The organism is Actinomadura montaniterrae (genome assembly GCF_008923365.1).
Lineage (GTDB): Bacteria > Actinomycetota > Actinomycetes > Streptosporangiales > Streptosporangiaceae > Spirillospora > Spirillospora montaniterrae.
In genome coordinates this window covers 14,779-28,038 of the sequence record NZ_WBMR01000124.1, presented here as the reverse complement: position 1 = coordinate 28,038, position 13,260 = coordinate 14,779, and the positions used below count along the sequence as shown (strand labels likewise).

The 13,260-nt window shown below is 72.9% G+C and carries 12 protein-coding genes; 11 read left to right on the top strand and 1 reads right to left on the bottom strand.

Annotated elements, in window-relative coordinates; translation table 11 throughout:
* The 11 genes from F9B16_RS32170 to F9B16_RS32120 all read left to right on the top strand — a co-directional run.
* On the top strand, positions 1–802 hold an 802-nt coding region (locus F9B16_RS32170), incomplete at its 5' end, for an ABC transporter ATP-binding protein (RefSeq protein ID WP_151543985.1).
* Positions 799–1,533: an ABC transporter ATP-binding protein gene (locus tag F9B16_RS32165; RefSeq protein ID WP_151543984.1), complete on the top strand. Its 735-nt coding sequence runs from the start codon at positions 799–801 to the stop codon at positions 1,531–1,533. The genes F9B16_RS32170 and F9B16_RS32165, both read left to right, overlap by 4 nt.
* Positions 1,534–1,721: 188 nt before the next feature.
* On the top strand, positions 1,722–2,747 hold the full coding sequence (locus F9B16_RS32160; RefSeq protein WP_151543983.1) for a LacI family DNA-binding transcriptional regulator: 1,026 nt from the start codon (positions 1,722–1,724) through the stop codon (positions 2,745–2,747).
* Positions 2,744–3,655 (top strand): deoxyribose-phosphate aldolase, encoded by a 912-nt coding sequence (gene deoC / locus F9B16_RS32155; protein ID WP_151543982.1) that lies wholly within the window; start codon positions 2,744–2,746, stop codon positions 3,653–3,655. The genes F9B16_RS32160 and deoC overlap by 4 nt, the downstream gene beginning before the upstream one ends.
* Before the next feature lie 5 nt (positions 3,656–3,660).
* On the top strand, positions 3,661–5,094 hold the full coding sequence (locus tag F9B16_RS32150) for an aldehyde dehydrogenase family protein (RefSeq protein WP_151543981.1): 1,434 nt from the start codon (positions 3,661–3,663) through the stop codon (positions 5,092–5,094).
* Complete coding sequence (locus tag F9B16_RS32145; RefSeq protein WP_151543980.1) at positions 5,087–5,941, top strand: aldehyde dehydrogenase family protein; 855 nt, start codon at positions 5,087–5,089, stop codon at positions 5,939–5,941. The genes F9B16_RS32150 and F9B16_RS32145 overlap by 8 nt, the downstream gene beginning before the upstream one ends.
* Before the next feature lie 90 nt (positions 5,942–6,031).
* The gene (locus tag F9B16_RS32140; protein ID WP_151543979.1) at positions 6,032–6,976 is read left to right on the top strand and encodes a ribokinase; all 945 of its coding nucleotides are present in this window, start codon (positions 6,032–6,034) and stop codon (positions 6,974–6,976) included.
* On the top strand, positions 6,973–7,371 hold the full coding sequence (gene rbsD, locus F9B16_RS32135) for a D-ribose pyranase (RefSeq protein WP_151543978.1): 399 nt from the start codon (positions 6,973–6,975) through the stop codon (positions 7,369–7,371). Before F9B16_RS32140 ends, rbsD begins: the two co-directional genes overlap by 4 nt.
* 12 nt (positions 7,372–7,383) lie before the next feature.
* The gene (locus tag F9B16_RS32130; protein WP_151543977.1) at positions 7,384–8,877 is read left to right on the top strand and encodes a sugar ABC transporter ATP-binding protein; all 1,494 of its coding nucleotides are present in this window, start codon (positions 7,384–7,386) and stop codon (positions 8,875–8,877) included.
* Positions 8,874–9,926, top strand: coding sequence for an ABC transporter permease (locus F9B16_RS32125; RefSeq protein WP_192809091.1), 1,053 nt, complete (start codon positions 8,874–8,876; stop codon positions 9,924–9,926). The genes F9B16_RS32130 and F9B16_RS32125 overlap by 4 nt, the downstream gene beginning before the upstream one ends.
* A gap of 35 nt (positions 9,927–9,961) precedes the next feature.
* The gene (locus tag F9B16_RS32120; protein WP_151543976.1) at positions 9,962–10,972 is read left to right on the top strand and encodes a substrate-binding domain-containing protein; all 1,011 of its coding nucleotides are present in this window, start codon (positions 9,962–9,964) and stop codon (positions 10,970–10,972) included.
* 70 nt (positions 10,973–11,042) lie between these two features.
* Here F9B16_RS32120 and F9B16_RS32115 read toward each other — a convergent pair whose 3' ends face one another.
* Positions 11,043–13,172 carry a thiamine pyrophosphate-dependent enzyme gene (locus tag F9B16_RS32115; protein ID WP_151543975.1) on the bottom strand — a complete coding sequence of 710 codons (2,130 nt, stop codon included), beginning with the start codon at positions 13,170–13,172 and terminating at the stop codon, positions 11,043–11,045.
* Positions 13,173–13,260 lie beyond the last annotated feature (88 nt).

Genomic DNA, 13,260 nt, shown 5'->3' with positions numbered 1-13,260 from the left:
GCCGGCCGGGGCGCGGCCCGCCCCGCCCGGCGCGGGAACGCTGCTGGAGGTGGACGGTCTGTCCCGCGAGTTCGGCGGCGTCACGGCGGTCGCGGACCTGCGGCTGCGCGCCGCCGCCGGGCAGGTGGTGAGCGTGATCGGCCCGAACGGGGCGGGCAAGACCACCGCGTTCAACTGCATCACCGGGCTGATCCCGCCGTCGGCGGGCACCGTCGCGCTCGCCGGCCGGCGGGTGCGCGGGCTGTCCCCGCACCGGGTCGCCGCCGCCGGGCTGGCCCGCACGTTCCAGAGCATCCGGCTGTTCGACGAGATGACCGTCGCCGAGAACGTGCTGATCGGCCGGTTCGCCCGCGACCGGGCGCTGCTGCGGCCGCCGCGCCGCGCCGACCTGGACGCCGTCCGCCGCTGCCTCGACTTCGTCGGGCTGGCCGGCGCGGCGGACCGGCCCGCCGGGGGCCTGCCCTACGGCGACCGGCGCCGGCTGGAGATCGCGCGGGCGCTCGCCGCCGAGCCGCGGGTGCTGCTGCTGGACGAGCCCGCCGCGGGCGCCAACCCGACCGAGAAGCGCGCGCTGATGGAGCTGATCGCGCGGATCAGCGGGCTCGGCACCGCCGTCGTGCTGATCGAGCACGACGTCGCGCTCGTCATGTCGATCTCGGACCGGGTGACCGTGCTGGAGCACGGCCGGGCGATCGCGGAGGGCCCGCCCGCCGAGATCCGGGCGGACCCGCGGGTGATCGCCGCGTACCTCGGCGTGCCCGACGACCCGGAGACCGACCTCGTCACGGAGGTGCTGGGGTGACCCTGCTGCGGGTGACGGACCTGCACAGCCGCTACGGGCAGGTCGAGGCGCTGGCCGGGATCTCCTTCGAGGTCGCCGAGGGCGAGATCGTCGCACTGCTCGGCAGCAACGGCGCCGGCAAGACCACGACGCTGCGCACCGTCACCGGGCTGCACCGGGCCCGGTCGGGGCGGGTCGAGTTCGACGGCCGCGACATCACCCGGCTGGACGCGCACCGGGTCGTCGCCGCCGGGTTCGGGCACGTCCCGGAGGGCCGCCGGGTCTTCCCCGCGCTGACGGTCGCGGAGAACCTGCTGCTCGGCGGCTACCTGCGGCGCCGCGACCGCGCCGCGGTGAGCGCCCGCCGCGAGGAGGTCTACGCGATGTTCCCGCGCCTCGGGGAGCGGCGCGGGCAGCTCGCCGGGCTGCTGTCCGGCGGCGAGCAGCAGATGCTCGCCATCGGCCGCGCGCTGATGCTGCGGCCCCGGCTGCTCGCCCTCGACGAGCCGACGATGGGGCTCGCGCCGCGCACGGCGCAGCAGGTGCTGCAGGTCGTCCGCGACATCAGGGACCAGGGCGCGACCGTCCTCATCGTCGAGCAGAACGCGCACCAGACGCTCCGCCTCGCCGACCGCGCCTACGTGCTGGAGACGGGCCGCATCGTGCTGGACGGCCCGGCCGCCGACCTCGCGCGCGACGACCGCGTCAAGGCCGCCTACCTCGGCGGCGACCCCGTCATCGAGACCGGCTGATCAGCGCCCCGGCCTACTGAAACCGATTTCTGTTCTTCGCTGCGGCCGCGCACTCTCCGCCGCCCGGACGGCGCGAATCCGCAGGTCGGGCACCTTTTCGCAGCCCACCCCTTGACATCCTCGACACCCCTGCTGCAATCATTCTCTGACAACGGTTTCAGTGATCTGGGCAACAGACGGGAGTCGACGTGGCGACCATCCACGACGTGGCGGCGCGGGCCGGGGTCTCCCCCGCCACCGTCTCGCGGTTCCTGCGGGGGCAGCGGGTCAGGTCGGCGGACGCCATCCGGGCCGCCGTGGATGAGCTGGGCTTCGCGCCGAACATCGCGGCGCAGTCGCTGAAGTCGGGACGCACCCGCACCATCGGCGTCGTCGTCCCCGACATCACCAACCCGTACTTCGCCGCCGTCGTGAAGGGCATGGAGTCCGTCAGCCGCGACCGCGGCTACCGGCTGCTGCTCGCCAACAGCGACGAGAGCGGCGCCCGCGAGGCCGACCTGCTCGCCGACATGGCCCGCCAGGTGGACGGCATCATCCTCGCCCCGGCCACCGAGCACGAGCAGACCCCGCTGCAGCTGCGCGACAGCGGGCTCCCGGTCGTGTTCATCGACCGGGACCTCGCCGACGGGGAGAGCTTCGACGCCGTCCTCGTCGACAACCGCGCGGGCGGCCGGCAGGCCGCCGAGCACCTCCTCGCGCTCGGCCACACCCGCATCGCGATGATCAGCGGCGGCCAGGAGTCCACGCCGGGCCGGTACCGGCGGGACGGCTTCCTGGAGGCCGCGTCCGCCGCCGGCGTCGAGATCCCGCCGGAGCTCGACCTCATCGGCGACTTCCGCGAGGAGCGCGCCTACCAGCTCACCCTGTCGCTGCTGTCGCTCGCCGAACCGCCGACCGCGATCTTCACCGCGAACAACCTCACCACGCTGGGCGCGCTGAAGGCGCTGCACGACATGCGGGTGGACGTCCCCGGGCAGATCAGCCTGATCGGCTTCGACGACCTGGACACCGGGCCGCTGCTGCGGCCCCCGCTGACCGTCGTCGACCGCCCGATGACCGAGCAGGGCGTCCTCGCCATGCGGCTGCTGCTGCACCGCTTCGACGACAGCCAGACCCGCGACCTCCCCCGCCGCATCGTCATGGACATAAAGATCATCGAGCGGGCCTCGACCGCCCCGCCCCGGACCCCCAGAAAGGCGGGCAGGACCCGATGACCACGACCGAGTTGCACGGATTCCTGCACGGTCTGCCGGGTGTGGACCAGGTCGGGGCGGAGGAGCGGGCGGCGCGGCTCGCGTCCCGGTCGATCAAGATGTCGGCGAAGGCCGAGGCGATCGATCTGGCCATTTCGATGGTGGATTTGACCACGTTGGAGGGTGCGGACACCGCCGGGAAGGTGCGGGCGCTGTGTGCCAAGGCCGTCCATCCCGATCCGTCCGATCCGTCGGTGCCGAAGGTCGCGGCGGTGTGCGTCTACCCCGACATGGTGGACGTGGCGGTGGGGGCACTGCGCGGCACCGGGGTCGGTGTCGCCAGTGTGGCGACGGCGTTCCCGTCGGGGCGGGCGCCGTTGGAGGCCAAGCTCGCCGACACCCGCGCCGCGGTGGCGGCGGGGGCGAGCGAGATCGACATGGTGATCGACCGTGGCGCGTTCCTGTCCGGCGACTACGGGACGGTCTTCGAGCAGATCGTCGCGGTCAAGGACGCCTGCGGGGACGCGCATCTGAAGGTGATCCTGGAGACCGGTGAGCTGGCGACGCTGGACAACGTGCGGCGTGCCTCGTGGCTGGCGATGCGGGCCGGTGCGGACTTCATCAAGACCTCGACCGGGAAGATCTCGCCGGCGGCGACGTTGCCGGTGACGCTGGTGATGCTGGAGGCCGTCCGCGACTACCGGGCGGCGACGGGCCGTCAGGTCGGGGTGAAGCCGGCGGGTGGGATCCGCACCACCAAGGATGCGATCAAGTATCTGGTGCTGGTGAACGAGACGGCCGGCCCGGACTGGCTGACTCCTGACTGGTTCCGGCTCGGCGCCTCCAGCGTGCTCAACGATCTGCTGATGCAGCGCCGCAAGCTGTCCACCGGCGTCTACTCCGGTCCCGACTACTTCACCCTGGACTGAGAGACATGACTGTTTTCGAGTACGCACCGGCCCCCGAGTCCCGGTCGGTCGTTGACATCCGCGGCTCCTACGGGCTGTTCATCGACGGTGAGTTCACCGACGGGCACGGCGAGCCGTTCAAGACGATCAACCCCGCCGACGAGAGTGTGCTGGCCGATATCGCCTGCGCCGACGAGGCCGATGTGGACCGTGCCGTCAAAGCCGCCCGGGCTGCTTATGAGCGGGTGTGGGGGGCGATGCCGGGCGCTGAGCGCGGCAAGTACCTGTACCGGATCGCGCGGATCATCCAGGAACGCTCCCGCGAGCTGGCGGTGCTGGAGTCGATCGACAACGGCAAACCGATCCGCGAGTCCCGCGACGTCGACGTCCCCCTGGTGGCGGCGTGGTTCTTCTACTACGCCGGTTGGGCCGACAAGCTCGGCCACGCCGGGTTCGGCCCCGATCCGCGCCCGGTGGGGGTGGCGGGGCAGGTGATCCCGTGGAACTTCCCGCTGCTGATGCTGGCGTGGAAGATCGCGCCGGCGCTGGCCTGCGGGAACACGGTGGTGTTGAAGCCGGCCGAGACCACGCCGCTGACCGCGTTGCTGTTCGCCGACATCTGCCGCCAGGCCGACCTGCCGCCCGGCGTGGTCAACATCATCACCGGCGCCGGCGACACCGGCCGCGCGCTGGTCGCCCACCCCGGGATCGACAAGGTCGCCTTCACCGGCTCCACCGACGTCGGCCGCCAGATCGCCCGCACCCTCGCCGGAACGTCGAAGAAACTCACCCTGGAGCTGGGTGGCAAGGCCGCCAACATCGTCTACGCCGACGCCGCGCTCGACCAGGCCGTCGAAGGCATCGTCAACGGGATCTTCTTCAACCAGGGGCACGTGTGCTGCGCCGGGTCCCGGCTGCTGGTGCAGGAGTCGGTGGCCGAGGAGGTGCTGGAGCGGTTGAAGGCGCGGATGGCGACGCTGCGGGTCGGTGACCCCCTGGACAAGAACACCGACATCGGCGCGATCAACTCCGCCGCCCAACTCGACAAGATCCGGGAACTGTCCGCGGCCGGGGAGGCCGAGGGTGCGGATCGGTGGTCGCCGCCGTGCCGGCTGCCCGATCGGGGGTTCTGGTTCGCGCCGACGCTGTTCACGGGGGTGGCGCAGTCGCATCGGATCGCGCGGGAGGAGATCTTCGGGCCGGTGCTGTCGGTGCTGACCTTCCGCACCCCCGAAGAAGCGGTGACCAAGGCCAACAACACCCCGTATGGGTTGTCGGCGGGGATCTGGACCGAGAAGGGCTCGCAGATCCTGTGGACCGCGCAGCACCTGCGCGCCGGGGTGGTGTGGGCCAACACCTTCAACAAGTTCGACCCCGCCTCCCCGTTCGGCGGCTACAAGGAATCGGGATACGGCCGCGAAGGCGGACGCCACGGACTGGAGGCCTACCTCAATGTCTGACCGCCTCGCTGTGCGCAAGACCTACAAGCTCTACATCGCAGGCGCGTTCCCGCGCTCGGAATCAGGCAGGTCCTACCCCGTGACCGACGGCAAAGGCCGCTTCCTCGCCAACGCCGCCCACGCCTCCCGCAAAGACGCCCGCGACGCCGTCACCGCCGCCCGCAAAGCCTTCCCCGGCTGGGCGGGCCGCACCGGATACAACCGCGCGCAGATCCTCTACCGCATCGCCGAAATGCTGGAGGGACGCCGCGACCAGTTCACCGCCGAACTCCGCCACACCGGCGCCTCCAAAACCCACGCCGCTGCCGAGGTCGACGCGGCGATCGACCGGTGGGTCTGGTACGCCGGATGGGCCGACAAGATCACCGCCGTCGCCGGCGCCGCCAACCCCGTCGCCGGACCCTACTTCAACTTCTCCACCCCCGAACCCACCGGTGTCGTCGCCGTCATCGCCCCCGACTCGCCGCTGCTCGGCCTGGTGTCGGTGCTCGCGCCCGCGATCGTCACCGGCAACACCACCGTCGTCGTCGCGTCCGAGCCCGCACCGCTCGCCGCGATCACCCTGGCCGAAGTCCTCGCCACCTCCGACCTGCCCGGCGGCGTCGTCAACATCCTCACCGGACACCGCACCGAACTCACCCCCTGGCTCGCCTCCCACATGGACGTCAACGCCATCGACCTCACCGGCATCCCGGACGAGCACGTCCAGGACCTGGAAGAGAAGGCCGCCGGCAACCTCAAACGCGTCCACCGCCCCACCGCCACCGGCTGGACCGCCGATCCCGGGACCGCGCGCATGACCGCGTTCCTGGAGACCAAGACCGTCTGGCATCCCGTCGGGGTCTAGACCCACGACCGCACGACCCCCAAGGACACGGCGGAACCGCCGTGACCTCTCCCCACTCATGCCTCGAACAGCCGGAACAGGAGGACCGCGATGGAACCCCACGGTGTTCTCGTCGTCGGCAGCATCACCGCGGACGTGACCGCGTTCAGCGCACGGTTCCCGCGGCGCGGCGAGACCGTGCTCGGCGACGACTTCACCCTCGTGCTCGGCGGGAAGGGGGCGAACCAGGCGGTCGCCTCCGCCCGCGCGGGGGCGCGGACGTGGCTCGCCGGGTGCGTCGGCCGGGACCCGTTCCGCGAGATCGTCCTGGACGGCCTGCGCGCGCACGGCGTCGAGCTGGACCAGGTCCGGACCGTGGACGGCCGCACGGGCGTCGCGCACATCCGGGTCGACGCGTCCGGCGAGAACGACATCGTCATCACCCCCCTGGCGAACGCGGACCTCGGCCCGGCGATGGTCGACGCGAGCATCGCGGCGACCGCCGGGAAGGCCGGGGTCCTGCTGCTGCAGCTCGAAGTCCCCGCCGCGACGACCTGCCACGCGGCGAAGGCGGGCCGGACGGCCGGGCTGACGGTCGTCCTCGACCCTGCCCCCGCGCAGCCGCTGCCGGACGACGCGTGGCGGCACATCGACCTCGTCACGCCGAACGAGAGCGAGGCGACCGAGCTGACCGGCGTGGAGGTGACCGACGCGGCGTCCGCCGAGCGCGCGGGGCGGTGGTTCCTGGACCGCGGCGTCGGCCACGCGCTGATCACGCTGGGCGCGGGCGGCGCCGTCTCCGTCACCGCCGGCGGCGCCCGCCACTACCCCGCCTACGAGGTCACCGCCGTCGACACCACCGCCGCCGGGGACGCGTTCACCGGGTCGCTGGGAGCGGCGCTCGCGGCCGGCGACGACATGGAACGTGCCATCAGGCGCGGGATGGCCGCCGGCGCGCTGGCGACGACCCGTCCCGGCGCGAGCCCGTCCCTCCCCGGACGCGACGAGGTGGACGCGCTGATGACCGGCACCACCCTGGAAGGAGCCGCCCGATGAGGCGCAACAACGGCACGCTCAACGGCCAGCTGGCCCGCGTCATCTCCGAGCTCGGCCACACCGACCTGCTCGCCGTCACCGACGCCGGGCTGCCCATCCCGCCCGGGGTGGAGCGGGTCGACCTGGCGGTGCGGGAGAACCTGCCGCGCTTCCTCGACCTGCTGGACGCCGTCCTCGCCGAGGTCGCCGTGGAGGGCGTCCTGATGTCGGAGGAGATCAAGGAGCACAGCCCGGACATGCTCGCCGAGATCGAGGCGCGCCTCCCGGGGGTGCCGGTGCGGTTCGTCCCGCACCCCGAGTTCAAGCGGGCCACCGGCGGCGCGCGGGCGGCGGTGCGGTCCGGGGAGTTCACCCCGTACGCGAACGTGCTGCTCACCGCGGGCGTCGTCTACTGACGGGAGATCGACATGCGGATGCAGCTGGCCGACGTCCACAAGTCCTTCGGGGAGAACCACGTGCTGCGGGGCGTGAGCCTCGCGGTCGAGCCGGGCGAGGTCGTCGCGCTGTGCGGCGAGAACGGCGCCGGCAAGTCCACCCTCACCCGGGTGATCTCCGGCGCGCACCAGCCGGACCGCGGGCGCGTCCTCGTCGACGGCGAGGCCGCGGTCCTGAAGGACCCGCAGGCCGCGATGGCGCTCGGCATCGAGGTCATCTACCAGGAGTTCCAGCAGAACCTGTTCCCGCACCTGTCGGTCGCGGAGAACATGCACGTCCTCGACCGGGACGGCCGGTTCGGGCGGTGGAGCGTGTCGCGGCGCCGGATGGCGGAGGCCGCGTCGTCCGCGCTGCGGGACCTCGGCCTGGACATCGACGTCCGGCGGCCCGTCGGCGAGCTGGGCGTCGCCGAGCGGCAGATGGTCGAGATCGCGAAGGCGATGACGCACAAGCCGCGGCTGCTGATCCTGGACGAGCCGACGGCGGCGCTGGACGAGCGCGAGTCGGAGCGGCTGTTCGAGCAGGTCCGGCGGCTGCGCGAGGCGGGCGTCACGATCCTCTACATCAGCCACCGGCTGGACGAGGTGTTCGAGCTGTCCGACCGGATCGTCGTGCTGCGCGACGGCCGCGTCACCCTGGACGAGCCCACCGGGTCGCTCACCCCCGCCCGGGTCGTCACCGCGATGGTCGGCGACGCCGTGGACGACTTCTACCCGAAGGAGCGCAACGCCACGGACCGGGTCGTCCTGCGGGTCCGGGGCGCGTCGGGCGGCGATGCGTTCCACGGCGTGGACCTCGACGTCCGGGCGGGCGAGGTGCTCGGCATCGGCGGCGTGGTCGGCTGCGGCCGCGGCGAGCTGCTGCGCGCCCTGTTCGGCCTGCACCCGCTGACCGCCGGGACCGTGACCGTGGACGGCGAGCCGGTCAGGGCGCGCGACCCGCGGCGGGCGATCGCCGGGCGCGTCGCCTACGTCACCCCGGACCGGTCCGGTGAGGGCCTCGCGATGCAGCAGTCGGTCGAGGCGAACGTGTCGCTGCCGTCGCTCGGCCGGTTCACCACGGCCGACGTCGTCCGGCGCGGCCGGGAGCGCGCCGCGACCGGGAAGGTGATGGCGGACCTGCGGGTCCGCGCGGCGTCGCCGTCCGTCCCGGCCGGGTCGCTGTCGGGCGGCAACCAGCAGAAGACCCTGTTCGCCAAGTGGGTCATGACCGGCCCCCGGGTGCTGCTGATGGACGAGCCGACCCGCGGCGTCGACGTCGGCGCCAAGACCGAGATCTACCGGATCATCAACGGGCTCACCGCGGACGGCGTCGCCGTCGTGCTGGTCAGCTCGGACCTGCCCGAGCTCGTCGCCATGTCCGACCGCGTCCTCGTGATGCGCGAGGGGCGGCCCGTCTCCGAGCTCACGGGCGACGACGTGAACGAACAGAACATCCTCGAACACGCACTGGTAGGTGCCCCATGACCTCCACCGTCACGAGCCTCGCGTCCCGGTCCCGGCTCTCCTCGGCGGCCGCCGCCGCGCGCCGGCTGCGCGCGGTCTGGATGCTGCTGCTGGTCGGGGTCGTCCTGACCATCGCCTCCCCGGTCTTCCTGACGCACAACAACCTGATGAACGTGGGGCTGGCCACGTCCGTCGCGGCGCTGCTCGCGGTCGGCCAGACCTACGTGATCGTCCTGGCGGAGATCGACCTGTCGGTCGGCGCGGCGCTCGGCTTCACCGCCGTCGTCACCGCGCAGGCGCTCCGCGACCACGGCCTGGTCGCCGGGGTCGCCGCGGGCGTGGCGGCGGGCGCCGCGATCGGCCTGGTGAACGGGCTGCTCGTCACCAAGACGCGGATGCCGTCGTTCATCGCGACGCTCGCCACCATGTCGGTGCTGTCCGGCCTCAGCCTGCAGCTCACCAAGGGCAACCCGGTCGCCGTCACCGACTACGACTTCCAGGGCATCGGGCAGAGCCGGATCGCCGGCGTGCCCGTCCCCGTGGTCATCATGCTGGTGGTGTTCGCGGCGGCCGGGTACCTGCTGGCCCGGACGCGGTTCGGCCGGCACGTCTACGCCACCGGCGACAACACCGAGGCGGCCCGGCTGTCCGGCGTCCGCACCGACCGGGTCAAGATCCTCGCGTTCGTGATCAGCGGGGTGCTGGCGGCGCTCGCCGGGTTCATCCTGACGGCCCGGCTGTCGACCGCCGAGCCGACCGCTGGCACCGGCCTGGAACTGGAGGCCATCGCCGCCGTCATCATCGGCGGGACGAGCCTCGCCGGCGGCCGCGGCACCCTGCTCGGCACCCTCGTGGGGGCGCTCGTCCTCGGCGTCATCGACAACGGGATGAACCTCCTCGACGTCTCGCCGTTCCTGCAGAACGTCGTGAAGGGCCTGGTCATCCTGCTGGCCGTGTTCCTGGACCGCAACATCGACGTGCTGCGCTCCCTTATCCCGAAACGCGCGGACGGCACCGCGCACCGCGGCCCGTCGCATCGCGGCGGTACCGCCGCCGCCAAGACCCGCTGACCGGTTCCCACCCCACCCCCGCAAAGGAGATTCCCATGCGCGTGGCCCGTACCACCCGCGCCGCGATCGCCGTGACCGCCGCGGCCGCGCTCGCCCTCACCGGGTGCAGCCGCGCCGGCGACGACGCCGGCGCCGACACCGGCAAGGCGTCCGGCAAGAAGGACGCGACGATCATCATGAGCACGCTGAACAACCCGTTCTTCGTCAGCGTCAAGAACGGCGCGCAGGCGCAGGCGGCGAAGCTCGGCATCAAGCTGAACGTGCAGAACGCCAACAACAGCGACGCCGCCGCGCTGAACCAGGCGACGACGGCCGTCTCCAAGCAGACCGGCATCCTCATCATCGACCCGGTCAGCACCCAGTCGGCGACGTCGTCGGTGACGCAGGCGAACGGCGCGAACATCCCGGTGATGGCGTTCGACCGCAAGCCGTCCGGCGGCAAGCTCGCGACGTTCGTCGGCTACGACGCCGTCCAGGCGGGGCGCAACGCCGCCAAGTCGCTCGCCGAGGCCGTCGGCGAGAAGGGCAAGGTCGTCGAGATCCAGGGCCTGCTCGGCACGAACGTCGCGCAGGACCGCAGCAAGGGCTTCAACGAGGAGATCGCGAAGCACAAGGGCATCACGGTCGTCGCCAAGCAGGCCGCGGACTTCGACCGCGCGAAGGCGCTCAACGTGATGACGAACGTGCTGCAGGCCAACCCCGGCATCAACGGCGTCTACGCGGCGAACGACGAGATGGCCATGGGCGCGCTGTCCGCGCTGAAGGCCCGCAACCTGGCCGGGAAGGTGAAGCTCGTCGGCAACGACGGCATCTCCGACGCGCTGGCCGCCGTCGCGGCGGGCGACATGTACGCGACCAACGCCGAGTCGCCGTTCGCGCTCGGCCAGAAGGTCATGGCGCTCGCCGCCGACATCCTGGCGGGCAAGCAGGTCGCGGCGGACGAGACGCTGCAGGGCCGGCTCGTGACGAAGGCCGACGCCAAGGAGTACGCCGACTACCTGGTCGGGCTCGGCGACGCCGCCGACGTTCCGGCGTCCCTGAAGTAGCCCGGTGACCGGTCCCGCCGCCCCGGCCCGGGGCGGCGGGACCGTCGCCGTCGGCGCGCCCGTGCCGTCGTCATCGGGGACGGCCGAGCAGGCGCGCGGCGGCCTCGATGATGGCGTCCTCCGACAGCAGCACGTGGGAGGCCGCGTCGCCGAGCGGGATGAAGGAGTCCTCGCTCGCGACGCGGGCGGCGCGGCCGCCGAAGCCCGCGTCGGCGAGCGCCGTCAGGACGCCCTCGGACACGCCGCCCGTCCGCCTCGTCTCGTCCGCGACGAGGACGGCGCCGGTCGCGCGGGCCTCCCGCAGCAGGTCGTCCACAGGCAGCGGGGCGAGCCAGCGCAGGTCGAGCACGCGGCACCGGACTCCATCCGCCTCGAGGCGGCGCGCGGCGCGCAGGCTCATCCGCAGGCCGTTGGCGAAGGTGGCGATGGTGAGGTCGCGGCCGTCCCCGTAGGTGCGGCCGCGCCCGAGCGGGACCGTGCCGCCGGCCGGCGCCAGCCACCCGTCATCGCCCTCTTCGTGCAGGTCACGGGTGTGGTAAAGGGCGATCGGCTCGAGGAACGCGCAGACCCGGCCGTCGCGTTCGGCCGCGCCGGCGCAGGCGCGCAGCATCCCGGCGGCGTCGTCCGGCCTGGCGGGCGAGGCGATCACGAGGCCGGGGACGTCGCGGAGCGCCGCCACGGCGTTGTCGTTGTGGAAATGGCCGCCGAACCCCTTCTGGTAGGCGTAGGCGGCGATGCGGACCACCATCGGGTTCCGGTACCGCCCCGCCGAGAAGAACGGCAGCGTCGCCGCCTCGCCCCGGATCTGGTCGGCGGCGTTGTGCAGGTAGGCGAGGTACTGGATCTCCGGGACGGGCAGCATGCCCGCGAGGCCGAACCCGAGCGCGAGCCCGAGGACCGACTGCTCGTCCAGGACGGTGTCGAACACCCGCGCCGCCCCTGCCCGTTTCATCAGCCCGCGCGTCACGCCGTAGACGCCGCCCTTGCGGGCGACGTCCTCCCCGAACACGACCATGCCGGGACGCTCGTCGAGCAGGTCGGCGAGCGTCCGGTTGATCGCCTGCGCGACCGTGACGGGCTCGCCCCGCCCGGGCACCTCAGCGCCGGGCGGCGGCTCGCGGTACCGGATCGGGGCCATCACCTCGGCGGCGGACGCCAGCCGCGGCGCGTCCCTCACCCGTTCCGCGCGCCGGATCACCTCGTGCCGCTTGGCCTCGTAGAGCCGGACGACCTCGTCGGCCGTCGCGATGCCCCGGTCGACCAGGAGGCGCGCCGTGCGCAGCAGCGGATCGGCGGCGAGGTCCGCGGCGATCTCGGCGGGCGTGCGGTAGGCGGACTCGACGTCCGACCCGGCGTGGCCCATCAGCCGGACGCAGCGCAGATGCAGGAAGGCCGGGCGGCGGTGCTCGCGCACCCAGTCGCCGGCGCGGCGCGACGCTTCGAAGGCGTCCTCCAGGTCGCCGCCGTCGGCCGAGAAATAGGCGAGGCCGGGACGCGAGCCGTAGGCGGCCTCGATCCAGCCGGGCGGGGTGCGGACGCTGATGCCGATGCCGTTGTCCTCGCAGACCAGCAGCAGCGGCATCGGCAGCCCCTGGAAGCCGCAGTTGACCGCCGCGTTGATCGCGCCCGCCGCCGTCGAGTGGTTCGCGGACGCATCGCCGAAGCTGCTCACCGCCACCGCGTCGCGTGACCACGGCGACGCGACCCCGAGCCGCGCGGCCCGTTCGATCGCAAACGCGACGCCGAGCGCGCGCGGCAGGTGCGAGGCGATCGTCGAGGTCTGCGGAACGATGTGCAGGCGGTGGCTGCCGAACACCTTGTGGCGGCCGCCCGCGATCGGGTCCTCGGCCGCAGCGACGACGCCGAGCAGCACGTCGCGCAGCGGGTCCGCCTCGCCCGCCTGCCGGGCCCGCTCCAGGAAGAACGCGCCCGACCGGTAGTGCAGGAGCGCCGGGTCGTCGGGGCGCAGCGCGGCGGCGACGGCCGCGTTGCCCTCGTGGCCCGACGACCCGATCGTGTAGTAGCCGCGGTCCTGGGCGCGCAGCCATCGCGCCGCGAGGTCGAGGTGCCGGCTCCCGAGCTGCGCGTCGAACAGCCGCAGGCACTCCTCGTCCGAGAGCGGGCCGGGCGCGCGCGGGGTCCCCGGCGGCTTCAGCGACGCGGCCTGCTCCAGGAAGTGGAGGTCGGCGGGCTCGGCCATGCGGGCTCCTGCATTGCGGTGAAGCGGTCCGGTAACGAGCATCGTGCGCGCGCGCCGCCCGGGTCGACCGGTGCGAGACCACGATCCG

Bases quoted from the DNA above. Each gene is read 5' to 3' on its own strand.
- deoC (WP_151543982.1), top strand. From the start codon at position 2,744: ATGACCACGACCGAGTTGCACGGATTCCTGCACGGTCTGCCGGGTGTG.
- F9B16_RS32150 (WP_151543981.1), top strand. From the start codon at position 3,661: ATGACTGTTTTCGAGTACGCACCGGCCCCCGAGTCCCGGTCGGTCGTT.
- F9B16_RS32145 (WP_151543980.1), top strand. From the start codon at position 5,087: ATGTCTGACCGCCTCGCTGTGCGCAAGACCTACAAGCTCTACATCGCA.
- F9B16_RS32140 (WP_151543979.1), top strand. From the start codon at position 6,032: ATGGAACCCCACGGTGTTCTCGTCGTCGGCAGCATCACCGCGGACGTG.
- rbsD (WP_151543978.1), top strand. From the start codon at position 6,973: ATGAGGCGCAACAACGGCACGCTCAACGGCCAGCTGGCCCGCGTCATC.
- F9B16_RS32130 (WP_151543977.1), top strand. From the start codon at position 7,384: ATGCGGATGCAGCTGGCCGACGTCCACAAGTCCTTCGGGGAGAACCAC.
- F9B16_RS32125 (WP_192809091.1), top strand. From the start codon at position 8,874: ATGACCTCCACCGTCACGAGCCTCGCGTCCCGGTCCCGGCTCTCCTCG.
- F9B16_RS32120 (WP_151543976.1), top strand. From the start codon at position 9,962: ATGCGCGTGGCCCGTACCACCCGCGCCGCGATCGCCGTGACCGCCGCG.
- F9B16_RS32115 (WP_151543975.1), bottom strand. From the start codon at position 13,172: ATGGCCGAGCCCGCCGACCTCCACTTCCTGGAGCAGGCCGCGTCGCTG.